The organism is Rhizobium sp. R693 (assembly GCF_002211315.1).
Taxonomy (GTDB): Bacteria; Pseudomonadota; Alphaproteobacteria; order Rhizobiales; family Rhizobiaceae; genus Rhizobium.
The window spans coordinates 25,396-47,131 of the sequence record NZ_LOKY01000020.1; the positions used below are offsets into that span (position 1 = coordinate 25,396).

Annotated in this window: 15 protein-coding genes, 1 tRNA gene and 2 pseudogenes; 15 read left to right on the forward strand and 3 right to left on the reverse strand. The window is 60.3% G+C overall.

Features of this window, described 5'->3' with window-relative positions:
• The first annotated feature begins 54 nt into the window (after positions 1–54).
• The 7 genes from ftsH (at position 55) to ATY79_RS17160 (ending at position 8,767) form a co-directional block, all read left to right on the forward strand.
• Positions 55–1,986: an ATP-dependent zinc metalloprotease FtsH gene (ftsH, locus tag ATY79_RS17130; RefSeq protein ID WP_088692879.1), complete on the forward strand. Its 1,932-nt coding sequence runs from the start codon at positions 55–57 to the stop codon at positions 1,984–1,986.
• 235 nt (positions 1,987–2,221) lie between these two features.
• Complete coding sequence (gene glmM / locus ATY79_RS17135) at positions 2,222–3,574, forward strand: phosphoglucosamine mutase (protein WP_088692878.1); 1,353 nt, start codon at positions 2,222–2,224, stop codon at positions 3,572–3,574.
• A 178-nt stretch (positions 3,575–3,752) separates the two neighbouring features.
• Complete coding sequence (locus ATY79_RS17140; protein ID WP_088692877.1) at positions 3,753–4,520, forward strand: outer membrane protein; 768 nt, start codon at positions 3,753–3,755, stop codon at positions 4,518–4,520.
• 181 nt (positions 4,521–4,701) lie between these two features.
• Complete coding sequence (locus ATY79_RS17145; RefSeq protein WP_088704503.1) at positions 4,702–5,514, forward strand: outer membrane protein; 813 nt, start codon at positions 4,702–4,704, stop codon at positions 5,512–5,514.
• 140 nt (positions 5,515–5,654) lie between these two features.
• The gene (locus tag ATY79_RS17150) at positions 5,655–6,833 is read left to right on the forward strand and encodes a phosphoserine transaminase (RefSeq protein ID WP_088704504.1); all 1,179 of its coding nucleotides are present in this window, start codon (positions 5,655–5,657) and stop codon (positions 6,831–6,833) included.
• An 84-nt stretch (positions 6,834–6,917) separates the two neighbouring features.
• The gene (gene serA, locus ATY79_RS17155; protein ID WP_088692874.1) at positions 6,918–8,513 is read left to right on the forward strand and encodes a phosphoglycerate dehydrogenase; all 1,596 of its coding nucleotides are present in this window, start codon (positions 6,918–6,920) and stop codon (positions 8,511–8,513) included.
• Positions 8,514–8,608: 95 nt separating this feature from the next.
• Positions 8,609–8,767, forward strand: coding sequence for an entericidin (locus ATY79_RS17160; RefSeq protein ID WP_088692873.1), 159 nt, complete (start codon positions 8,609–8,611; stop codon positions 8,765–8,767).
• A gap of 61 nt (positions 8,768–8,828) precedes the next feature.
• Here the strand turns inward: ATY79_RS17160 and ATY79_RS30915 are convergent, their stop codons facing one another.
• The gene (locus tag ATY79_RS30915) at positions 8,829–9,152 is read right to left on the reverse strand and encodes a hypothetical protein (RefSeq protein WP_088692872.1); all 324 of its coding nucleotides are present in this window, start codon (positions 9,150–9,152) and stop codon (positions 8,829–8,831) included.
• A gap of 309 nt (positions 9,153–9,461) precedes the next feature.
• Here ATY79_RS30915 and ATY79_RS17170 point away from each other — a divergent pair, with 309 nt between their 5' ends.
• Positions 9,462–10,634 carry a transporter substrate-binding domain-containing protein gene (locus tag ATY79_RS17170; RefSeq protein ID WP_088704506.1) on the forward strand — a complete coding sequence of 391 codons (1,173 nt, stop codon included), beginning with the start codon at positions 9,462–9,464 and terminating at the stop codon, positions 10,632–10,634.
• A 34-nt stretch (positions 10,635–10,668) separates the two neighbouring features.
• Here the strand turns inward: ATY79_RS17170 and ATY79_RS17175 are convergent, their stop codons facing one another.
• Positions 10,669–12,930 carry a heavy metal translocating P-type ATPase gene (locus ATY79_RS17175; protein ID WP_088704505.1) on the reverse strand — a complete coding sequence of 754 codons (2,262 nt, stop codon included), beginning with the start codon at positions 12,928–12,930 and terminating at the stop codon, positions 10,669–10,671.
• A gap of 71 nt (positions 12,931–13,001) precedes the next feature.
• Between ATY79_RS17175 and ATY79_RS17180 the strand changes: the two genes are divergently transcribed.
• Together ATY79_RS17180 and ATY79_RS17185 are read left to right on the forward strand one after the other, a co-directional pair.
• On the forward strand, positions 13,002–13,424 hold the full coding sequence (locus ATY79_RS17180) for a helix-turn-helix domain-containing protein (protein WP_088692870.1): 423 nt from the start codon (positions 13,002–13,004) through the stop codon (positions 13,422–13,424).
• A 173-nt stretch (positions 13,425–13,597) separates the two neighbouring features.
• Positions 13,598–15,674, forward strand: a pseudogene (locus tag ATY79_RS17185) (EAL domain-containing protein).
• A 203-nt stretch (positions 15,675–15,877) separates the two neighbouring features.
• Here the strand turns inward: ATY79_RS17185 and ATY79_RS17190 are convergent.
• The gene (locus ATY79_RS17190; protein ID WP_088692869.1) at positions 15,878–17,086 is read right to left on the reverse strand and encodes an MFS transporter; all 1,209 of its coding nucleotides are present in this window, start codon (positions 17,084–17,086) and stop codon (positions 15,878–15,880) included.
• A 321-nt stretch (positions 17,087–17,407) separates the two neighbouring features.
• Between ATY79_RS17190 and ATY79_RS17195 the strand changes: the two genes are divergently transcribed.
• The 5 genes and pseudogenes from ATY79_RS17195 to ATY79_RS17215 form a co-directional block, all read left to right on the forward strand.
• Positions 17,408–18,223 carry a sulfurtransferase/chromate resistance protein gene (locus tag ATY79_RS17195; protein ID WP_088692868.1) on the forward strand — a complete coding sequence of 272 codons (816 nt, stop codon included), beginning with the start codon at positions 17,408–17,410 and terminating at the stop codon, positions 18,221–18,223.
• Position 18,224: 1 nt separating this feature from the next.
• The gene (chrA, locus tag ATY79_RS17200; protein ID WP_088692867.1) at positions 18,225–19,634 is read left to right on the forward strand and encodes a chromate efflux transporter; all 1,410 of its coding nucleotides are present in this window, start codon (positions 18,225–18,227) and stop codon (positions 19,632–19,634) included.
• A 179-nt stretch (positions 19,635–19,813) separates the two neighbouring features.
• Entirely contained in the window at positions 19,814–21,013 is a 1,200-nt protein-coding gene (gene mnmA / locus ATY79_RS17205) for a tRNA 2-thiouridine(34) synthase MnmA (RefSeq protein ID WP_088692866.1), read from the forward strand.
• A gap of 109 nt (positions 21,014–21,122) precedes the next feature.
• Positions 21,123–21,199: transfer RNA gene (locus tag ATY79_RS17210), tRNA-Met, on the forward strand.
• 12 nt (positions 21,200–21,211) lie between these two features.
• Positions 21,212–21,604 (forward strand): annotated as a pseudogene (locus ATY79_RS17215) (IS481 family transposase); the annotation flags it as partial.
• Positions 21,605–21,736: the final 132 nt, after the last annotated feature.

Genomic DNA, 21,736 nt, shown 5'->3' on the forward strand with positions numbered 1-21,736 from the left:
GAGACCAAATAAGACGGTTGCCATGAGGCCGCTGTTCCAGTGCTGGGGAGTTCGATGAACCCTAACTTACGTAATTTCGCCTTGTGGGCAATCATAGCACTCCTGCTGATTGCCCTGTTCAGCATGTTCCAGACGTCGCCGGCGCAGACCAGCTCCCGCGAAATCCCTTACTCGCAGTTCCTGCGTGAAGTGGATGCGGGCCGCGTCAAGGAAGTCGTCGTCACCGGTAACCGCGTCACCGGTAGCTATGTTGAAAACGGCACCACCTTCCAGACCTATACGCCTGTCGTCGACGGCAGCCTGCTCGACCGTTTGCAGCAGAAGAACGTCCTCGTTTCGGCGCGCCCGGAAACCGATGGTTCGTCGGGCTTCCTGAGTTATATCGGTACGTTGCTGCCGATGCTGCTGATCCTTGGCGTCTGGCTGTTCTTCATGCGGCAGATGCAAGGCGGCTCGCGCGGCGCGATGGGCTTTGGCAAGTCCAAGGCCAAGCTTCTGACCGAAGCGCATGGCCGCGTGACCTTCGATGACGTCGCGGGTGTTGACGAAGCCAAGCAAGACCTTGAGGAAATTGTTGAATTCCTGCGCGATCCGCAGAAGTTCCAGCGTCTCGGCGGCAAGATTCCGCGCGGCGTGCTGCTCGTTGGCCCTCCCGGTACCGGTAAGACGCTGCTCGCCCGCTCTGTTGCAGGCGAAGCGAACGTTCCGTTCTTCACGATCTCGGGTTCCGACTTCGTTGAAATGTTCGTCGGCGTCGGTGCGAGCCGTGTCCGCGACATGTTCGAGCAGGCCAAGAAGAATGCGCCTTGCATCATCTTCATCGACGAAATCGATGCTGTCGGTCGCCATCGCGGCGCCGGCCTCGGCGGCGGCAACGATGAACGCGAGCAGACGCTGAACCAGCTGCTGGTCGAGATGGATGGCTTCGAAGCAAACGAGGGCATCATCCTGATCGCAGCGACCAACCGTCCCGACGTTCTCGATCCGGCGCTTTTGCGTCCGGGCCGCTTCGACCGTCAGGTCGTCGTTCCGAATCCTGATATCGTTGGCCGCGAGCGCATCCTGAAGGTGCACGCCCGCAACGTGCCGCTGGCACCGAATGTCGATCTCAAGGTTCTGGCTCGCGGTACGCCCGGCTTCTCCGGTGCTGATCTGATGAACCTCGTCAACGAAGCTGCCCTGATGGCCGCACGCCGCAACAAGCGCGTCGTCACCATGCAGGAATTCGAAGACGCCAAGGACAAGATCATGATGGGCGCCGAGCGCCGTTCTTCGGCGATGACCGAAGCGGAAAAGAAGCTCACCGCCTATCACGAAGCCGGCCACGCGATCACGGCACTCAACGTCGCTGTCGCCGATCCGTTGCACAAGGCAACGATCATCCCGCGCGGCCGCGCGCTTGGCATGGTCATGCAGCTGCCGGAGGGCGATCGCTATTCGATGAGCTACAAGTGGATGGTTTCGCGCCTCTGCATCATGATGGGCGGCCGCGTTGCCGAGGAACTGACGTTCGGCAAGGAGAATATCACTTCCGGTGCGTCCTCTGACATTGAGCAGGCAACCAAGCTTGCCCGCGCGATGGTCACGCAGTGGGGCTTCTCCGACGAGCTCGGTCAGGTCGCCTACGGCGAGAACCAGCAGGAGGTCTTCCTCGGCCACTCTGTTTCACAGTCGAAGAATGTCTCCGAGGCGACGGCCCAGAAGATTGACAACGAAGTGCGCCGCCTGATCGATGAAGCCTATACCCAGGCTCGTGACATCCTGACGGACAAGCACGACGAGTTCGTTGCGCTTGCGGAAGGGCTGCTCGAATACGAGACCCTGACGGGCGAGGAAATCAAGGCGTTGATTCGTGGCGAGAAGCCTTCGCGCGATCTTGGCGACGATGCGCCTCCCAGCCGCGGTTCGGCCGTGCCGAAGACCGGTACGCGCCCGGCGACCAAGGGTGACGAGCCGGAAGCCGGCTTGGAGCCACAGCCGCATTGATTTCTCTTGAAAATGCACGAAAGGCCGGGGTCCTATGGACTCCGGCCTTTTGTGTCGGTAACGCGATGTAATGGGTTTTCTTGCTAATTTACGTGATGGTGACGGCAATTTATGTCATGCCGGTGACATAGGGAGGCCTCATTCGAGGCTCTTGTAGCGACATTCCGCCCGTGGCGGTGTGATTTTGCAAGTAATACTGCGCAGCCTGTAGGCGCGCCAAGGCACAGGGGTGCATATGAAAAGACGCTATTTCGGTACGGACGGCATTCGCGGTCAATCCAACGTGTTCCCGATGACGCCAGACCTTGCAATGCGGGTTGGGATTGCAGTCGGAACTATTTTTCGCCGTGGTAACCACCGTCACCGAGTTGTTATTGGCAAGGATACGCGCCTTTCTGGCTACATGCTCGAGAATGCGATGGTCGCAGGCTTTACTGCCGCTGGCGTCGACGCGTTCGTTCTCGGTCCTATCCCGACGCCAGCCGTAGCCATGCTGACGCGGTCTTTGCGCGCCGACATCGGCGTGATGATCTCTGCCTCCCACAATCCCTATCAGGACAACGGTATCAAGCTCTTTGGGCCAGATGGCTACAAACTGTCGGATGATCTGGAAATGCAGATCGAGGATCTGCTCGAAAAGGATCTCTCGACGCAGCTTGCCAAGGCCGACGACATCGGCCGCGCCAAGCGCGTTGACGGCGTCCATGACCGCTATATCGAGCATGCCAAGCGCACACTACCGCGCGACGTCACGCTGCAGGGCTTGAGGATCGCGATCGACTGCGCAAACGGGGCAGCCTACAAGGTGGCCCCCGCGGTTCTCTGGGAGCTCGGCGCTGACGTCGTCACCATTGGCAATGAGCCTAACGGTACGAACATCAATCTCAATTGCGGCTCCACGAGCCCGGTCGCTCTGCAGAAGAAGGTCGATGAAGTACGGGCTGATATCGGCATTGCGCTCGACGGCGACGCCGACCGGGTGATCATCATCGATGAGAATGGCGCGGTCGTCGATGGCGATCAGCTGATGGCTGTCATCGCTGAAAGCTTTGCCGAAAGCCAACAGCTTCGCGGCGGCGGTATCGTTGCGACAGTGATGTCGAATCTCGGACTGGAACGCTTCCTGGAAGACAAGGGACTAGGCCTTGTGCGCACGATGGTCGGCGACCGCTACGTGGTCGAGCATATGCGCCAGCAAAACTACAATGTCGGCGGCGAGCAGTCTGGACACATCGTATTGTCCGACTACGGCACGACGGGCGACGGTCTGGTGGCGGCACTGCAGATCCTTGCTGCGGTCAAGCGCACCGGCAAGACGGTGAGCGAAGTTTGCCGTCGTTTCGATCCGGTGCCGCAGTTGCTCCGCAATGTCCGCATTTCTGGCGGCAAGCCGCTTGAAGATGGCCGTGTGCTGAAGGCAATTGCCGATGCCGAAGCGGAGCTTGGCCATGGCGGCCGCCTTGTCATCCGTCCTTCCGGCACTGAACCGCTGATCCGGGTCATGGCTGAAGGCGATGACCGCAGCCAGATCGAACGCATCGTCAATGACCTGGTAGGCATAATTGGTGGTGTGCGCGACGCCGCGTGACGTCCGTATGCATTGCGTGCCGGGCGTTGTTCGGCGTCCGGTCCAGCACGCGAAATCATGATAAAGATCCTGTAAATTTAATCTGACATTAACTCTAGTTTGTAAGACTCCAGGATGAATAAAGCCGGGCGTGGTCGATCTATGCGCGCCGGGTGTTGGTTTTTTCTTGGAGAATACTATGAAGAGATTTTTGATTGCCGTGGCTGCGGCGCTGGTGGGCGGCGGCCCCGTTCTCGCCGCTGATCTCTATGTTGACCCACCGGCACCCGTCCCGACCTTCGGCGGATGGTATCTGCGCGGCGATATAGGTATGACCAACCAGCGTCTTGGTGGGTTGCAGCACGAATTGTTTGACGACGTGGAGCTCCACGAATTTCTCGACGACGGCGGCTTTGACAGCGGGCCGCTTGGCGACTTGGGCATCGGCTATCAATTCAATCAGTGGCTGCGTGCTGATGCGATTGTCCAGTATCGCGGCAAGACCGATTTTTCCGCGCTCGATCGTTATGGTCACACCGACGCGACGGGGGCGGCTGTCTGGGATGCCACGAATGACTATGACGGCGCCAAGTCAGAATGGCTGGTGATGGCCAACGCCTACGTCGATATCGGCACTTGGTATGGCATCACGCCTTATGTCGGGGCCGGTATCGGTACCTCACGCAACACCATCTCTAGTTTCAGAGACGTCAATGTCCCGACTCAAGGCGTTGCTTATGCTGACAGCGATTCCACCTGGAACTTTGCCTGGGCGCTGCATGCTGGTCTCGGTTATCAGGTGACAGACCGTCTCACGGTCGACTTCGGTTATACCTACCTCAACCTAGGCGATGCACAGACCGGCCGGATTCACTCTTATGACAACACCGTAGATACCGGCCCTATGCACTTCAACAACATTACCTCGCACGATTTCAAACTCGGCCTGCGTTACTCGCTGCAATAACCGGTTTCGTTCCTTGCTGTGAGAGCCTCGACTTCAGGGCCGCCGCCATGGCGGCCTTTTTCGTATGCCTCGAACTCGCTCGAGGTTAACAAACATAGTTAACTACACGTTAGCATCTCGCTGAAATAATGCCCGTATTGGTCAGTCATGCGGGCACTGCATTGCCCGATCGGGAATTGCAATGAAATTGTCCGCCATAATCCTCGTCACCGCGGCAAGCCTCGCTCTGTTCGGCGGTCCGGCAATGGCGGAGGATCTCCCGATTACAGAGGTACCCGAAGTCAGTATTGCCAGCGATACATCGGCGATGGGCTGGTATCTTCGTGGTGATCTTGGCTATACGCCGTGGACGGGTGACGAGGCTCCGGCCTACCGCTTCGATGACACTGGCGGCGCCTCCGTTGGTGGCGAATTCGATTCGGCACGCTTCTCCAGACCGATCTCCGGCAGCGCCGGGATCGGCTATCAATTCACCGACATTTGGCGCGCCGACCTCACAGGGGATTTCTTCAAGAGCGACTTTACCGGCAACGCCCGTACCGATTTGCCTTGTGCTGCATCCGCTCCCACCGGGACCGGCTGTGCCTCGGGTGTGCACGCCGATCTTCGCGCCTATGGCGTTATGACAAACGGCTATGCCGACCTCGCGACGATTGCCGGCTTCACCCCCTATGTTGGCGCGGGTATCGGGATAACCAACGTCAGATGGGGGAACGTGCATTCGCAACCCGAGTGCGTGGATAGTGGTTCGACCTGTTCGGGGGCGACGTTCTCCCGGCAAGATTTCAATGGCGAGAACAGTTGGCGGTTCGCCTATGCGTTGATGGCCGGCCTCAGCTATGAAATCAACGATCACATCAAGATCGATTTCGGTTATCGCTTTTCCGATGTTGCCGGGGGTAGCATGTTCGCAGGTTCCTCCGGGATAAGCGGCCGCGACGACGGATTGGCGCGGCATGAAATCCGTATCGGCTTGCGCATCGCCGGTTGGTAGTCAGCGACGCAATGACGCGCATAAGCCAAAAAGTTCTCTCACAGCGACGCCGGCTGCTTGACTTCGATCTCACTGCTCTATAACCACGGCGGCGGGACACTCCTCCCCAACGAGGAGCTATCTATCTGGAAGGATAGCGCATGGCGAAGACCGCAAAGCCGGACGTACGTCCGCAAAATACTCATTTTTCTTCTGGCCCTTGCTCGAAGCGCCCCGGTTGGTCGCTCGAAGCCCTTTCCGACGCGGCTCTTGGCCGTTCGCACCGCGCGAAGATCGGAAAGACAAAGCTGAAGCAGGCTATTGATCTTACCCGAGACGTTCTGGAAGTACCGGCGGATTACCGCATCGGCATCGTTCCGGCCTCCGATACCGGCGCCGTTGAAATGGCGCTCTGGTCGCTGCTCGGTGAGCGTGGCGCCGACATGGTCGCCTGGGAAAGCTTCGGCGCAGGTTGGGTCACCGACGTCGTCAAGCAGCTGAAGCTCAAGGACGTCCGGAAGATCGAAGCCGGATACGGCGAGCTGCCCGATCTCTCCACGATCGATTTTGACCGCGACGTGGTCTTCACCTGGAACGGCACGACCTCTGGCGTCCGCGTTCCGAACGCCGATTTCATCCCTGCCGATCGCAAAGGTTTGACGATCTGCGACGCGACGTCTGCTGCCTTCGCGCAGAACCTTGATTTCGCCAAGCTCGATGTCGTCACCTTCTCCTGGCAGAAAGTTCTCGGCGGCGAGGGCGCACATGGCGTCATCATTCTCTCGCCGCGTGCTGTCGAGCGTCTGCTTAGCTACGCCCCGGCATGGCCGTTGCCGAAAATCTTCCGCCTGACCTCGGGCGGCAAGCTGATCGAAGGCATCTTCAGCGGCGAAACCATCAATACTCCGTCGATGCTCTGCGTCGAGGACTACATCGATGCGCTGCTGTGGTCGAAAGAGGTCGGCGGCCTCAAGGGCCTGATGGCGCGCGCTGATGCGAACGCCAAGGTCATAGCAGACTTCGTGGCTGCCAACGACTGGATCGCTAATCTGGCGGTCAAGCCGGAAACCGCCTCCAATACCTCCGTCTGCCTGAAAATCGTCGACAAGGACGTGCTGGCACTCGACGCTGACGGCCAGGCGAATTTCGCCAAGGGCATCGTCAGCCTGCTCTACAAGGAAGGTGTCGCCTACGACATCGGCCATTATCGCGATGCTCCATCAGGTCTTCGCATCTGGGCCGGCGCCACGATCGAAACGGCTGACATGCAGAAGCTGATGCCATGGCTGTCTTGGGCCTTCGAAACGCAGAAGGCGACGCTTTCGCAGGCTGCTGCCTGAGTTGATCGCATCCGGCTCCGCTCGCCGGGCGGAGCCTCGCATCCCTGATTTCATCCATCGCTGAACTTTTTGAAGGAAGCCCCAATGGCACCTCGCGTTCTCGTATCCGACGAACTGTCGGAAACCGCCGTCCAGATCTTCCGTGATCGCGGCGTCGAAGTCGATTTCCAGCCGCAGCTTGGCAAGGACAAGGACAAGCTTGCCGAAATTATCGGCAACTACGATGGCCTCGCCATCCGCTCCGCCACCAAGGCGACTGAGAAGCTGATCGCCTCGGCGACCAATCTGAAGGTTATCGGCCGCGCCGGCATCGGCGTCGACAACGTCGATATCCCGGCCGCATCGCGCCGCGGTATCATCGTCATGAACACGCCGTTCGGCAACTCGATCACAACAGCCGAACACGCCATCGCGCTGATGTTCGCCGTTGCTCGCCAGCTGCCGCAGGCCGATGCATCGACGCAGGCCGGCAAATGGGAAAAGTCGAAGTTCATGGGTGTCGAAATCACCGGCAAGACGCTCGGCGTCATCGGTGCCGGTAATATTGGCGGCATCGTCTGCAAGAAGGCGATCGGCCTCGGCATGCATGTTCTGGCCTACGATCCCTTCCTGTCGGCCGAGCGCGGCCAGGAAATGGGCGTCACCAAGGTCGAGCTCGACGAGCTTCTGGCCAAGGCCGACTTCATTACCCTGCACGTACCGATGACCGACAAGACCCGCGGCATTCTCGGCAGGGAGAACCTCGCCAAGACCAAGCCCGGCGTTCGCATCATCAACTGCGCCCGCGGCGGCCTGGTCGATGAGGCAGCTCTTGCCGAAGCCATCAAGTCCGGCCATGTTGCCGGTGCCGGTTTCGACGTATTCGAGGTCGAACCCGCCAAGGAAAGCCCTCTGTTCGGCCTGCCGAATGTTGTCTGCACGCCGCATCTCGGTGCGTCGACCACGGAAGCGCAGGAAAACGTTGCTCTCCAGGTCGCCGAACAGATGTCGGATTACCTCGTCAAGGGTGCCGTTTCCAACGCCATCAACATGCCCTCGATCACTGCCGAAGAAGCACCGATCCTGAAGCCATTCATCCGGCTCGCCGACGTGCTTGGCGCCTTCGTCGGCCAGGTTACGGAAGAGCCGATCAAGGAAATCGAGATTCTCTTTGATGGCGCAACCGCCACGATGAACACGCGAGCGCTGACGAGCGCCCTGCTTGCCGGCCTGATCCGCCCGCAGGTCGCCGACGTGAACATGGTCTCGGCGCCTGTTATGATCAAGGAAAAGGGCATCGTCCTTTCCGAGGTCAAGCGCGACAAGACCGGCGTTTTCGACGGCTACATCAAGCTCACCGTCAAGACCGACACGATGACGCGCTCGGTCGCCGGCACGGTGTTTTCGGATGGCAAGCCGCGCTTCATCCAGATCAAGGGCATCAACCTCGATGCCGATGTCGGTTCGCACATGGTCTACATCACCAACACAGACGTGCCCGGCATGATCGGCTTCATCGGCACGACGCTTGGTGCCGCCGGCGTCAACATCGCGAACTTCCAGCTTGGCCGTGACAAGCAGGGCGGCGATGCGATCGCGCTGCTTTACGTCGACGGTCCGATTGGCGACGAGGTTCTCGCCAAGCTGATGGCGAACCCGGCGATCCGCCAGGCGAAGCCGCTGGTTTTCGCCGTCGATTGAGTTTTGCTCCCAAGGCAATGAGAAGACCCGGCGTGGGAACCTGCGCCGGGTTTTCTCGTTTTGCTTCTCAATCGATTGTCAATTCAGGAGCTTCCATGACAAAGTCAGCCGTCGCTATCGCCATTGCGCTGGCATCGCTTATCAGCCTCTCGTCATGCGCAAACACGGCGAACGGCCTTGCCAAGGACGGTAGGGAGGCGAGCAGTGCGCTGGATGCCAGCACCCATCGTATCCTCAAGGCCGGCGCGAACTAAATCGCGCCGCCGGCCTTTTGCGTCCACGTAGCATAGCCCGCCAGTCCAAGCGGGCTCGCGATCACTGCGGCGTCGCCGGAGCCGGAGCAGCCGGGGCTGGAGCGGCAGGAGCCGTAGGGGTTGCTGGAGCTTCAGCGGGTGCGTTCGCTGCTGGCGGCGTCGCTGGCGTTGCCGGCGCGGTCGATGCAGGCGGTGGCGAAGCCGGTTCGGAAGCCGTCGGAGCTGGCGCGGTGGGTGCCGTCGCTGTCGACGAACTCTGTGACCTCGGCCAGTAGGTGGCTGCCAGGGCCACGATGACGACGATCGCTGCCAGAACAATCCAGATGGTTTTACTCTTGGACGCCGACGTATTCATCGGGTTTGGTTTGTTGAAGTCATTTGTCATGTTACTCCTCCTCTAAACGTTAACTCCTTGGCGCGTAAAATGTTCCAATACGCGCAAGTCTCCGTGAACGCCCTGTGAGGCTGCCGGTACGATGCGCCCTTGGCGAGGGAAGCTCGCGAGAGCCTTCCATGTGCCGTTCCACGCATTTTACTGTTACGTACTTCCAATCTACGCCAGCTCGTGTCTCGCTTCGTACCCACCTCTTCGGGTGTGCCTGAACCTTTATGGGGGCGAGAGGCTGCGACCGGTTCGTCAGCCTTGTTGCGGAGAATCTTTTCTATGTTGGAGGGCCAAGTGCGAACGAGCACGATGGCAGTCCCTTTTGTGGCTCTCCTGGCGAGCCGTGGACCGGCGTGGCTGCATGCCGTATTTCGCAAAGGGCGTTACGCATTCGTCGTCTTTGCGCTCCTTACCGCCATCGGCGGCGAAAACACCTACGCTCAGATGCCGCAGCAGCAGGCGGATGGGGAAGACTTTCCCCAGCGTGAACTCGTGATCGGCACCAAGGAGGCGCTGCCCTTTGCGATGAAGGATGCCGACGGCAACTGGAGCGGCATTTCCATCGACCTCTGGCGCGAGGTCGCGCAGAGGCTCGGGCTGAAGTTTCGACTCGCCGAAGAGCCCAATGTCCAGAAACTCATCGAAGCCACGTCGCGGGGCGATTACGATGTTTCCGTCGCGGCGATCACAATCACAGCTGATCGCGAAGGCAGCGTGGATTTCAGCCAGCCCTTCTATGATACCGGGCTCGGGATTGCGGTCTCGGTCAACAGCGTGTCGGTGTGGCGCGAGATTGTCCGGACGATGATTTCCGCCGGCTTCCTGCAGGCGGCAGGTGCTTTGATCGGTATCTCGCTGCTTGTCGGTGCGTTGGTATGGTTGTTCGAGCGGCGTCACAACGACGACTTCGGAGGACCACTGGGACGCGGACTAGGGGCGAGCATCTGGTGGTCGGCCGAGGCCATGACGCAGGCAAGTACAGGTCACCGCGGGCCGATCACGATCGCGGGCAGGGCGCTCGCGATCATCTGGATGGTTGTCTCGATCATTACGATTGCCGTGTTTACCGCCAGCGTCACCTCCGCCTTGACGACGAGGCAGATGCGTGGGCTGGTCAATGGCGTCGAGGACTTGCCCAGCGTGCGTGTTGGGACACTTGCCAATTCGGCGACGATTGGCTTCCTGGATGGCGAGCGCATCAAGCATCGCACGTTTGTCCAGGTTGCCGACGGGCTCAGGGCACTCGAAGCCGGATCAATCGATGCCTTCGTTTATGACAAGCCCCTTCTCGCCTGGACCGTGGAACAGCATTTCTCGTGCACCGTGCAGGTCTTGGATGTCGACTTCGAGCCGCAAAGCTACGGGCTCGCCATGCCGCTCGGTCGGCCCTATCGCAAGGCAATCGACGTTGCGGTCCTTCAGGCAACTCACGATCAGCGATGGAAGGCAACGCTCTTTCAGTCCCTCGGGGAGAAACGGTAAGAGCGGTGCCGCGTGATCGGATTTCGCCGACCTGTTACTTGGCCGGCTTCAGCAGTCTCAGCGCATTGATCGTAACCAATACGGTGGCGCCGGTGTCGGCCAGGATAGCGGGCCAGAGGCCGGTGATGCCGGCGATGGTTGTCACCAGGAACACGGCCTTCAGGCCGAGTGCGATGGCGATATTTTCGATAATGTGGCGCATCGTGCGCTTCGAGAGCGCGATCATTGCCGCAACATCGGTGACTCGGCCATGCAGGATCGCGGCGTCAGCGGTTTCGAGCGCCACATCGGCGCCGCCGCCCATAGCGATACCGACATCTGCAGTCGCAAGGGCAGGGGCGTCGTTGATGCCGTCGCCAACCTTGGCAACAATCAAGCCGCCACGCTTCAACTCGTTCACGATGCGCTGCTTGTCCTCAGGCATCAACTCGGCGCATACTTCAATGCCGAGCTGCCTGCCGATGGCCTCCGCGGTGCGGTGGTTGTCACCCGTGAGCATCACGGTCTTGATACCAGCCTCGGTCAATGCCTCAAGGCCGGACTTGGCGTCGTCGCGGGGTTCGTCGCGCATGGCGATGGCACCTGCCAGCGTGTCGCCGACGATCAGCACGGAGACTGTTTTTCCGTCGTCGTTGAGTGCAGTGATGCGCGCGGTCTGATCGGATGACAGAGGAATTTGTTCGCCGGCGGCCTTGGGAGATCCGAAGAAGACCGGCTGCCCCGCGACCACCCCGGTCATGCCTTTTCCTCCCAGAGCCTTGGCATCGGTCGCCGCGGGGAGAGGGATCTCTGCGGCTGCAGCCCGTGCCAGGATCGCGAGCGCCAGCGGATGGCTCGACCCTGTCTCAAGCGCAGCAGCATACTTCAGGACTTCGGCTTCGTTCTTTCCGAAAGCGATTACGTCGGTCACCTGAGGCTTGCCTTCCGTCAGAGTGCCTGTCTTGTCGAGGGCAACGGCGGTGACTTTGCCAAGGTTCTCAAGGACCGCGCCGCCTTTCAGCAGCAGGCCACGGCGCGCTCCCGAAGAAAGCGAGGCGGCGATCGCGGCAGGCGTCGAAATCACCAGGGCACAGGGGCAACCGATCAGCAATATGGCGAGGCCCTTGTAGATCCATTCGTCCCAGGCGCCGCCTGCGAGAAGTGGTGGCAGGATTGCGACGAGGGCAGCAACGACGACCACGCCAGGCGTATAGTATCGAGAGAAACGATCGATGAAGCGCTCTGTCGGTGCCTTGGATTCCTGCGCCTCCTCTACCAGCCGGACGACGCGTGCAATCGTGTTGTCGGCGGCGGCTGCCGTCACTTTGACGCGAAGGGCGGCGTCACCGTTGACAGTGCCCGCAAAAACCGTGTCGCCTACACCTTTGCGCACCGGCGTGCTTTCGCCGGTGACCGGGGCTTCGTCGACTGCGCTCTCGCCCGACAAAATGGTGCCATCCGCCGCGATGCGGTCACCCGGACGAATCAGAATTGTCGAACCGACGGCGAGGCTCTCGGCCGACACTTCCCGAGTCGTGCCATTTTCTTCAAGGAAAGCCCGTTTTGGGACTAGGGTCGTCAGAGATTGGATGCTTGCGCGCGCCTTGCCGGCGGCGACGCCTTCCAGCAGTTCGCCAACCAGGAACAGGAAGACCACGGTCGCGGCTTCCTCGCCGGCATGGATGATTACCGCGCCAACCGCCGCAATCGTCATCAGCATCTCGATCGAAAAGGGTGTGCCCGCAAAGGCGGCGGCGACGGCGCGTCGAGCGATTGGAACAAGCCCGACGAGCACTGCCACGATGAATGCATAGGACGCTATCGCCGGCACGAGGTGGCCGATGATATAGGCAACAACGAGGGCTGCGCCGGAGAGGATTGTCAGGCGACCCTTCTTGGTTTGCCACCAAGGTCCGGCCATCGGGGCGTCGTGACCGTGAAGCCCCAGTGAGTCGATAGCCTTTTCCCCAGAGTGTTTATGACCCTCGTAATTGTGCCCCTCGTGAGCGTGCCCTTGGTGATCGTGGCCGGCGTGATCATGGTCACTGTGGTCGTGGTGTGAATGATCTGGCGGTGGTGTTTCCACCGGCAACCTTCCAGCGACCTGCGAAACGGAATAGCCGAGGCTCGTCACCTTCTTCTCGATGGCGGCCAGATCACTGCTGCCGTCGTGACGCACAGTCATCGTTCCAGCGGTCACCGAGACAGAAACGTCGTCGACGCCCGGGATGCGTCGGACAGCAGTGTCAATCTTGGCAGCGCAGCTGGCGCAATCCATGCCGCCAACCCTATACCGTTTCTCGACCGTTTCACCCATGATCAGCTTCCTTGTCAGACAGAAGCATCTTTCCTACATCCTCTAGCGACTAGAGGTGCAAGAGGAAAATCATGAAAAAGATCACGATCGGCGAAGCCTCGCGGACAAGCGGCGTCAAGGTGCCAACGATCCGCTATTACGAGAGTATCGGCCTCCTCCCGGAACCGAACCGCAGCGAGGGCAATCAACGCGCTTACGAGCCGGCGGATCTGCGCAGGCTCGCCTTCATCCGTCATGCTCGCGAGCTTGGCTTCGAGGTGGAAGCCATCCGCACCCTGCTGACGCTGCAGGACGATCCACATCAGTCGTGTGCTTCTGCCGACGCAATCGCCAAGGCCCGCCTGATCGAAGTCGAGCAGAGGATACGAAGCCTGATGGCGCTGAAGGCAGAGCTGGAGCTGATGGTGGAAGGCTGCGGTCATGGTCGCGTTGACCAGTGCCGTGTCATCGAGGTATTGGCGGATCACGGCCAGTGCAGTCACGCCCGTCATTGACGGTCGATTGCAGCCGGGGTCCAAAGAACCCAAAATAGAGCCGCAAGATATACTGCGTTGCACAATACTAAGGCGTTCCGCCCAAAGTTTGTGCGGACTATGATTCTGATTTTATTTAGCTTTTCTGTCTATAACCTGTCCGCTCGTTGCCGTTATTTCATTGTGACTTCCTTATGACCGGTCTCCAAAGAGCATTTGTTCCGATCGATGCGCCGAACGACGATTTTCAGTCGCTGTTCGCCACTCATCCGTCACCCATGTGGGTCTAGGATCCCGGCAGCCTTCGCTTTCTGATCGTCAACAACGCCGCGATCGATCTCTATGGCTATTCGCGTCAGGATTATGAGCGCATGACGGTCCTCGATATCAGGCCCGAGCGTGAGTGCAAGCGAATGCTCGAGGCCGTGCAGGCCCCCACGGACATGGAGTGTGCCGAGCGTTGGACACATTTGAAGGCCAATGGTGAAACGCTGGAGGTGCTGACCTATGGACGGGCCGTTCGCTTCGACGGCCGGGACGCGATCCTCGCAATCGTGCAGGACCGGACCGAGGTCAATGCCGCCCAGCGTCAGGTCAACGATACGCGCTCGATGCTCGACAACCTGCCCGTCGGCGTCTTCGTGAAGGATATGGAAGAAGACGGACGCTACATCCTTTTCAACGAAGCGTGCGGTGTAATTGCCGGGCACGACCCTGAAGACATTATCGGCCAGAGTGATCGCATCATTTTCGATGAGAAGCAGATGGCCATCTTTTGCGAGCAGGATTCCAGGGCGCTGGCGCGGGAGCAGCGATCAGCTTTGAAGAGACAATGCAGCGCGCCGATGGGACGCCGCGAATTCTGCGGACTGTCAGGCGTGCACTGCCGGCCCCTGACGGCGGAGCGCCGCGCTACGTGCTCGGCATTTCCCAGGACGTGACCGAGGAGCGATCGGTTGAGGCCCGTCTCGCTTACATGGCAATGCACGATGCGCTGACCGGCCTTCCGAACCGCGCGTCTTTCGCCGATCACATCCAGCGGGAGGCAGCGATCGCCACGGCGGAAAAGCCGTTGGCACTGCTTTACCTTGACTCGACCACTTCAAGCACATCAACGACAGCAAAGGGCATGCCGCGGGCGACGCGCTGCTCTGTCAGGTGGCCGCCCGTTTGATGCAACTGGTGGCCGACGGAGACCTCGTCGCACGCCTCGGCGGCGATGAGTTTGCCCTGCTTCTGCGTCTGGAGCGGCGCGAGAATATTGAGCGCTTTGCCGAACGTCTGCCCAAGTCGCTGTCGGCACCTTTCGATCTCGACGGTGTCAACGAACACGTGACCTGTAGTATCGGCATCGCACTTGCTCCCGACCACGCCAAGGATGACGATGTGCTGATGCGGCATGCGGACCTCGCGCTTTATGCGGCGAAGGAAAGCGGTCGCTCGACCTACCGCTTCTATCTGCAGGAAATGCGCCTGGAAGTAGAGCGCAGGCACATGCTCATGGCCGACCTTCACGAGGCGCTGCTAAAGAGCCAGTTCGAACTTCACTGCCAGCCGATCGTGCAACTTGATGACGACGGCCTTGCGGGTTTCGAAGCGTTGATCCGCTGACGCCATCCCGTCCGAGGTCTGATCCCACCGATGGAATTCATACCCATCGCAGAAGAAACCGGCCTCATCGTTCAGATTGGCGAGTGGGTGTTACGCGAAGCCTGCCGCGTGGCGGCGGGCTGGCCCAATCATTTAAAGATCGCGGTCAATCTCTCCGTGTGCCAGTTCCGGCATACCAGCCTGCTTGCGACTGTTGTCGCCGCACTGGATGAGACCGGCCTGCGTCCAGAGCGCCTGGAAATCGAGATCACCGAATCCGTCTTCCTCGCCGACGTCGAGCAAAGCCTGCCACTCTTGCGGGCATTGAAGGAACTCGGCATCCGCATCGCCATTGACGATTTCGGCACAGGCTATTCGTCCTTCAGCTATTTGCGGGCATTCGCCTTCGACAAGATCAAGCTCGACCGCAGCTTCGTCTCCGGTATCGAAACGGATCCCGGCAATCTGGCCATTGTGCGCGCGGTCGTCGGCATGGGCTCAGGCTTCAATGCAACGACGCTTGCCGAAGGGATCGAGACTGAGGAACAATTGCAGAAGTTGCGTGCCGAAGGCTTTGGCGAGGTGCAAGGTTTCCTGCTTGGCAGGCCGATGCTGCAAGCGGAAGCGGAGGCCTTGATCGAAGGCGGCGCATCCCCCTTGTTCGCTGCGGTCGGCCGTTGAAATCATTGCGTCGCAAGTGCTGGCAGCCTTGTTGCGACGATGTTCCTGTTGCCTCAGCGGGATGAAGTGCCGGCAGGGCCTGACGTTTGTCTGCTGGTCGCCAACGGTCTGGGCATCGTAGCCGGCGCAATTCCGTTCTGGTCCACGGCTTGTGGTGGTTGGCATGCTGTACCTGGCGAACGGCCGGATGGCCACTTCTGGCCTTACGAACCACTTCTTAGTCGCTTCTTCAGGGGCAGCAGCGAGAGGCCGGCGAGCAACGCGAAAACCGCACCAGCGAGGAATGTCATCTGGTGCCCGCCCCAATCCCAAAGCGCACCGGCAAACACGCTTGCGGCAAGGAGGGCGATGCCCGCAACGAGATTGAAGATGCCGAAGGCGGTTCCGCGCAGCTCGGCGGGTGCGGCATCCGCAACGAGGGTCGCCAACAGCCCTTGAGTAAATCCCATGTGAAGACCCCACAGCAATACTCCGATCCCGAGGCCCGCCAGCCCGGGAAGAAACGCAAGGCTGAGGTCGGCGAGAACGAGAAGCCCGAGCCCGACAATCAACAGGGTGATCCGGTCGAGACGATCCGCCATGACGCCCACCGGATAGGCCGAGAACCCATAGGCAATGTTCATGACGATCAGGACGATCGGAACGAACATGACGGGAAGTCCCATTCGCTGGGCGTCGAGGATCAGGAAAGCCTCGCTGAACCGTGCAAGCGTGAAGACCGCAGAGACGGCGACGACCAGCCAGTAGATCGCAGGCAACCGAACGAGCTCCGAGGTTCGGAGCGGTATCCGGGCGCGCCGTTGGTCTGCGTGCGGCGGTTCCTTGACGACAAAGATGATAATTGCGACGGAGCAGAACGCCGGGATGACAGCGATCCAGAACACTGTCGAATAGTGGTTGGCGGTCCACCACATCAAACCCAAAGCCAGCGCTGGCCCGAGGAACGCGCCAACCGTGTCAAGCGACTGACGCAGCCCGAAGCTGGCGCCACGGATCTCCTTTGGGCTGATGTCGGCGATCAGGGCGTCGCGTGGTGCACCTCTGATACCCTTTCCGACGCGGTCCACGAAACGCGCAGCCACCAGCCAGCCCAGCGAAGGTGCCAATGGGAAGATAGGCTTTGTCAACGCAGCCATGCCGTAGCCCAGGGCTACAAGCAGCTTTCGCTTGCCAAGCCAATCGCTCAATGCTCCGGAAAATACCTTGGTGATGGCGGCGGTCGCTTCGGCAATGCCTTCGATCAGGCCGACCGCAAACGCCGAGGTGCCGAGGACGGCAACCATGTAGACCGGCAGGAGAGCGTGGATCATCTCCGAGGAGATGTCCATGAATAGCGAGACGAAGCCGAGAGCCCAGACGCCTTTCGGGATTGCCCGTAGTGCAGCAGGTCTTGAGCCGGCAACGTCGACCATATCGAACTACCTTTCACAACTGCCCGCGACGGGTCTTCTGCTTTCAAAATCTGACGGCGACCTGAAGAGCCGTTACCGGTCCGGAGCGCGCTGACACGTTTCGCGGTTTTCCTCGCGCAGTCTTCGGAGCAGCATTGCTTCCGCCTGGCCGCTGCGGCATCAATCCTTACATCTCAATTGCTTGCCGACATAGCAGGCTGTTGGAAAGTGTTGACATAGCTCATCCACCGTGGATCATATGGCTCATGGGGTCGCGATCACCCCACGAGGCGCCAGCCGAAGAGTCGCGTCCAACAAAGCCGCTAGAACGGAGGACGCGCGATGCCGTCATTTACCGAAATCTCAACCGATAAACTGAACCGCCTCATCGGGACGCCAGGTGCGCCTGCCTTGATCGATGTGCGCAATGACGAGGACTTTTCCGCCGATCCCCGTCTCATTCCCGGATCGGTGCGCAGGCCATTCAAGGATGTGGAGTTGTGGGGCGCTGAAATCCGAAGCCCGGCCGTCATCGTCTGCCACCATGGCGCCAAGCTCAGCCACGGCGTTGCCGCGCATCTTCGGGTCATGGGTGTGCAGGCCGAAACACTCGAAGGCGGGTTCGAGGCATGGATCAAGGCAGGCGGTCTCGCAGTGCCCGAGGATAAGCTGCCGCCTCGCGACGCGAAGGGGAGGACTGTTTGGGTCACTCGTGGCCGCCCGAAGATCGATCGCATCGCGTGCCCCTGGTTGATCCGCCGTTTCGTGGATCCGGCGGCCGTTTTCCTGTTCGTTCCTACCCCTGAGGTGCTGATGGTGGCCGACCGTTTCGGGGCAACAGCTTTCGATATCGAGGACGTCTTCTGGAGCCACCGCGGCGATCGATGCTCCTTTGACGTCATGGTCGAGGAGTTCGCTCTTCAATCCCAGCCGCTCCTCAGGCTGGCGACGATCGTCAGGGCCGCCGACACTGCGAGGCTCGATCTCGCGCCCGAAGCGGCGGGATTGCTGGCGGCCTCGCTCGGACTTTCGCGGATGTTTGCCGACGACCTCGAGCAATTGCAGGCGGGTATGACCTTGTACGATGCCTTCTATCGATGGTGCCGCGATGCGACCGACGAGACACACAATTGGCCCTCTGCGAAAAAAGGAAACTGAGATGGCCAACCTTGTGACGGATACGCCCGCCGACAAGACGGCGGGTCGGACGAGCCACGGCATCCCCTTTGGCGAGGCGTTTCGTGTCTGGCTGCGCGTGGCGGCGTTGAGCTTCGGTGGCCCAGCCGGGCAGATCGCCGTCATGCACAGGATTGTCGTCGACGAAAAGAAGTGGATCGGCGAACATCGGTTTCTGCATGCCCTCAACTACTGCATGCTGTTGCCCGGGCCCGAGGCGCAGCAACTCGCCATCTACATCGGTTGGCTCATGCATAGGACGGCGGGAGGGCTTGTGGCTGGTATCCTTTTCGTCCTGCCCGGCTTCCTGTCCATCCTTGCCCTCAGCTACGTCTACGTGGTGTTTGGAAACCTCGACGCCGTCGAGGGGATGTTCTTCGGCCTCAAGGCCGCCGTGCTTGCGGTCGTTGTGCAAGCCGTCATTCGGATCGGGGGCAGGGCGCTCAGGAATCCCGCGATGGTCGCCATCGCGGCCGCGGCCTTCGTGGGCATCTTTGTTCTTCACGTGCCGTTCCCGCTGATCATTCTGATCGCGGCGATCACAGGTTTCGTGGGTTCGAAGTCCGGCTCGCGGCTTTTCCAGGCCGGCAACGGCCACAAAGCCGCTGCCGGTCACGCCCTTGCAGATGCGGATTCCGCACTTGGCGAGGAAACGCCGATCCATGCGCGGCCGAACCTGGTGTGGTCGCTTAAGATTTCGGCTGTGCTGCTGGCGCTCTGGCTCGGGCCGCTTCTGCTGCTCTATGTTTTTCGCGGCGGCGATGATGTGTTCACGCAGATTGGTGTCTTCTTCAGCAAGATGGCCGTCGTTACCTTTGGCGGCGCATATGCCGTGCTTGCCTATGTCGCGCAGGAGGCGGTGCAGCACTATGGCTGGCTGCGCCCGACGGAGATGCTCGACGGTCTCGGCATGGCCGAGACCACGCCGGGGCCACTGATCATGGTTCTACAATTCGTGGGGTTCATGGGCGCCTATCGCGATCCCGGTAACCTCGATCCGATCACATCAGCGACGCTGGCAGCGATGCTTACGACCTGGGTGACGTTCGTGCCATGCTTCCTCTGGATTTTCCTCGGTGCGCCTTTCATTGAAAAGCTCCGGGGCAATGCGACGCTGGCGAGCGCGATGTCGGCTATCACCGCTGCCGTCGTGGGCGTCATCCTGAACCTCGCCATCTGGTTCGGTCTGCACTTCCTGTTTACCGAGACCAGCATCCACCGGTTTGGTCCTATTTGGATCGAGCTGCCCGTATGGTCGTCGCTGGCCCTGCCGTCGCTCGTTCTTAGCGTCGCCGCCGCCATTGCAATCTTCCGGTTCAGAATGTCGGTTATTCCGACGCTGCTCGCATGTGCAGTGGCCGGAATGGCCTGGAGGCTGTTCGGGACACTCTGAAGCGATTGCGGGGGGAATCCGCTTTCGGAGATGCCCGCAAATTGTCCGCCTCTTGCGCCGGAACCCAATCCTTTCTATATCCTCGCCAACGAAAGTCCGGCGGCCGATCCCGCGCGGACACCTGAAATCCGCCGGCTCTGATGGGCGGATTGCAACAAGCTTAGAATTGGCAGCCACCCGTGAACACACTGGATTTTGACAAGAAGCCGGAAGATACCCGCGTTGTCGTCGCCATGTCCGGCGGCGTTGACAGCTCCGTGGTGGCAGGCATTCTCAAACGTCAGGGCTATGACGTGATCGGCATCACGCTGCAGCTTTACGACCACGGTGCGGCCGTTCACCGCGCCGGTTCCTGCTGTGCCGGCCAGGATATTGACGATGCCCGTCGCGTTTGCGAGACGCTCGGCATCCCGCACTATGTCTTGGACTACGAGAAGCGGTTCCGCGACACGGTGATCAACCCCTTCATGGAAAGCTATGTGGCCGGAGAGACGCCAATCCCCTGCGTCTCGTGCAATCAGACCGTCAAGTTCGCGGATCTCCTGGCAACCGCCAAGGAGCTCGGCGCCGACGCACTGGCGACCGGTCACTACATTCGCTCGCGGCCCAATCCGGCTCCCGGCAATCCCGGTCGCCGCGCGCTTTATCGCCCGGCCGATGCCGATCGCGACCAAAGCTACTTCCTGTTCGCGACGACACAGGAGCAGATCGATTATCTGCGCTTCCCGCTTGGCGGTCTGCCCAAGGCCGAAACCCGCAAGCTTGCCGAAGAAATGGGTCTGGTGGTCGCCAAGAAGGCTGACAGCCAGGACATCTGTTTCGTGCCGCAGGGCAAATACTCCGACATCATCAACAAGCTGAAGCCGAATGCGGCCCTCGCCGGCGAGATCGTCCACCTCGACGGCCGCGTGCTGGGCCAGCATGAAGGCATCCTGCATTACACCATCGGCCAGCGCCGCGGCATCGGGATTGCCACCGGCGAGCCGCTCTACGTCGTCTATCTCGATGCTCGCTCGCGTCGGGTTATCGTCGGGCCGAAAGAAGCGCTGGAAACGCACCGTGTCTATCTGCGCGATGTCAACTGGCTGGGCGACGAGCCGCTTGCCGAGGCGGCCTCTGGCGAGGGCTTCGCTTGCTTTGCCAAGGTCCGCTCGACGCGTGCACCGACACCCGCTGTCCTGCATGCCGATGCGACCGGTATCTATGTCGACCTCGCAATCGGGGAAGCCGGCGTTGCGCCGGGCCAGGCCTGTGCACTCTATTCGGCGCCCGGCGACGACGCGCGGGTTTATGGTGGTGGTTTCATCGAACGCTCTGAGCGCGAACCGGCGGCGGAAGCCTCGCTAAAGGCGCTGCTGGCCAGCCCAGTCGCAGCCTGAAAAAGCCCGTGGTATTTTCTCGATCATGCGCTTGACATAAAGCCGAGGCGCACCTTATAAGCCGCTCATCCCACGGGCCTCCGCATCGCGAACGGCACCGTTGACCAGTGGCGGAGTAGCTCAGTAGGTCAGAGCAGAGGAATCATAATCCTTGTGTCGGGGGTTCAAATCCCTCCTCCGCTACCATTAAAACAGTGTCCACCCGGCAGAAATATCCTGCAGCAGCAGGCCCGCTTCGATGCATTCGTCAGCGAATTCAATACCGAACGGCCGCATGAAGCCCTGGCGATGAAGGTGCCGGTCGATCTCTACACGCCATCGGCGCGCCGATATAACGGGCTACCGGAGATCGATTATCCGTTCCACGACCGTGACGCACTGGTGACCAATTGCGGCCGCATCTGCATGCACCGCAAGAAGATCAATATCTCCACCGTGCTGGCCGGACAGAAACTCGGCATCAAGGAAGTCGACGACGGTATTTGGCTCGTCAGCTTCATGCACTATGATCTCGGATATATCGACCTGGAGCAGAGGACCTTGCAAACCATCGACAACCCGTTCGGCACGAGCTTGTCACCCATGTCTTAGACCGTATGTTCGCGGGGTGAGCATGGCCCGCCCCCGCGGTAAGCTAAATTCGGGGGTTGCTCTGGATTGGCCGGAGCCTTGCCCCATGCTTAGCGAGGGCGAACCATGAAAGAGGATAGCGCAATTTTCATT

Bases quoted from the DNA above. Each gene is read 5' to 3' on its own strand.
- ATY79_RS30915 (WP_088692872.1), bottom strand. From the start codon at position 9,152: ATGACAAATGACTTCAACAAACCAAACCCGATGAATACGTCGGCGTCC.
- ftsH (WP_088692879.1), top strand. From the start codon at position 55: ATGAACCCTAACTTACGTAATTTCGCCTTGTGGGCAATCATAGCACTC.
- ATY79_RS17170 (WP_088704506.1), top strand. From the start codon at position 9,462: ATGGCAGTCCCTTTTGTGGCTCTCCTGGCGAGCCGTGGACCGGCGTGG.
- ATY79_RS17190 (WP_088692869.1), bottom strand. From the start codon at position 17,086: ATGGTCGACGTTGCCGGCTCAAGACCTGCTGCACTACGGGCAATCCCG.
- ATY79_RS17140 (WP_088692877.1), top strand. From the start codon at position 3,753: ATGAAGAGATTTTTGATTGCCGTGGCTGCGGCGCTGGTGGGCGGCGGC.
- ATY79_RS17175 (WP_088704505.1), bottom strand. From the start codon at position 12,930: ATGGGTGAAACGGTCGAGAAACGGTATAGGGTTGGCGGCATGGATTGC.
- glmM (WP_088692878.1), top strand. From the start codon at position 2,222: ATGAAAAGACGCTATTTCGGTACGGACGGCATTCGCGGTCAATCCAAC.
- serA (WP_088692874.1), top strand. From the start codon at position 6,918: ATGGCACCTCGCGTTCTCGTATCCGACGAACTGTCGGAAACCGCCGTC.
- chrA (WP_088692867.1), top strand. From the start codon at position 18,225: ATGGCCAACCTTGTGACGGATACGCCCGCCGACAAGACGGCGGGTCGG.
- ATY79_RS17145 (WP_088704503.1), top strand. From the start codon at position 4,702: ATGAAATTGTCCGCCATAATCCTCGTCACCGCGGCAAGCCTCGCTCTG.
- ATY79_RS17150 (WP_088704504.1), top strand. From the start codon at position 5,655: ATGGCGAAGACCGCAAAGCCGGACGTACGTCCGCAAAATACTCATTTT.
- ATY79_RS17160 (WP_088692873.1), top strand. From the start codon at position 8,609: ATGACAAAGTCAGCCGTCGCTATCGCCATTGCGCTGGCATCGCTTATC.
- ATY79_RS17195 (WP_088692868.1), top strand. From the start codon at position 17,408: ATGCCGTCATTTACCGAAATCTCAACCGATAAACTGAACCGCCTCATC.
- ATY79_RS17180 (WP_088692870.1), top strand. From the start codon at position 13,002: ATGAAAAAGATCACGATCGGCGAAGCCTCGCGGACAAGCGGCGTCAAG.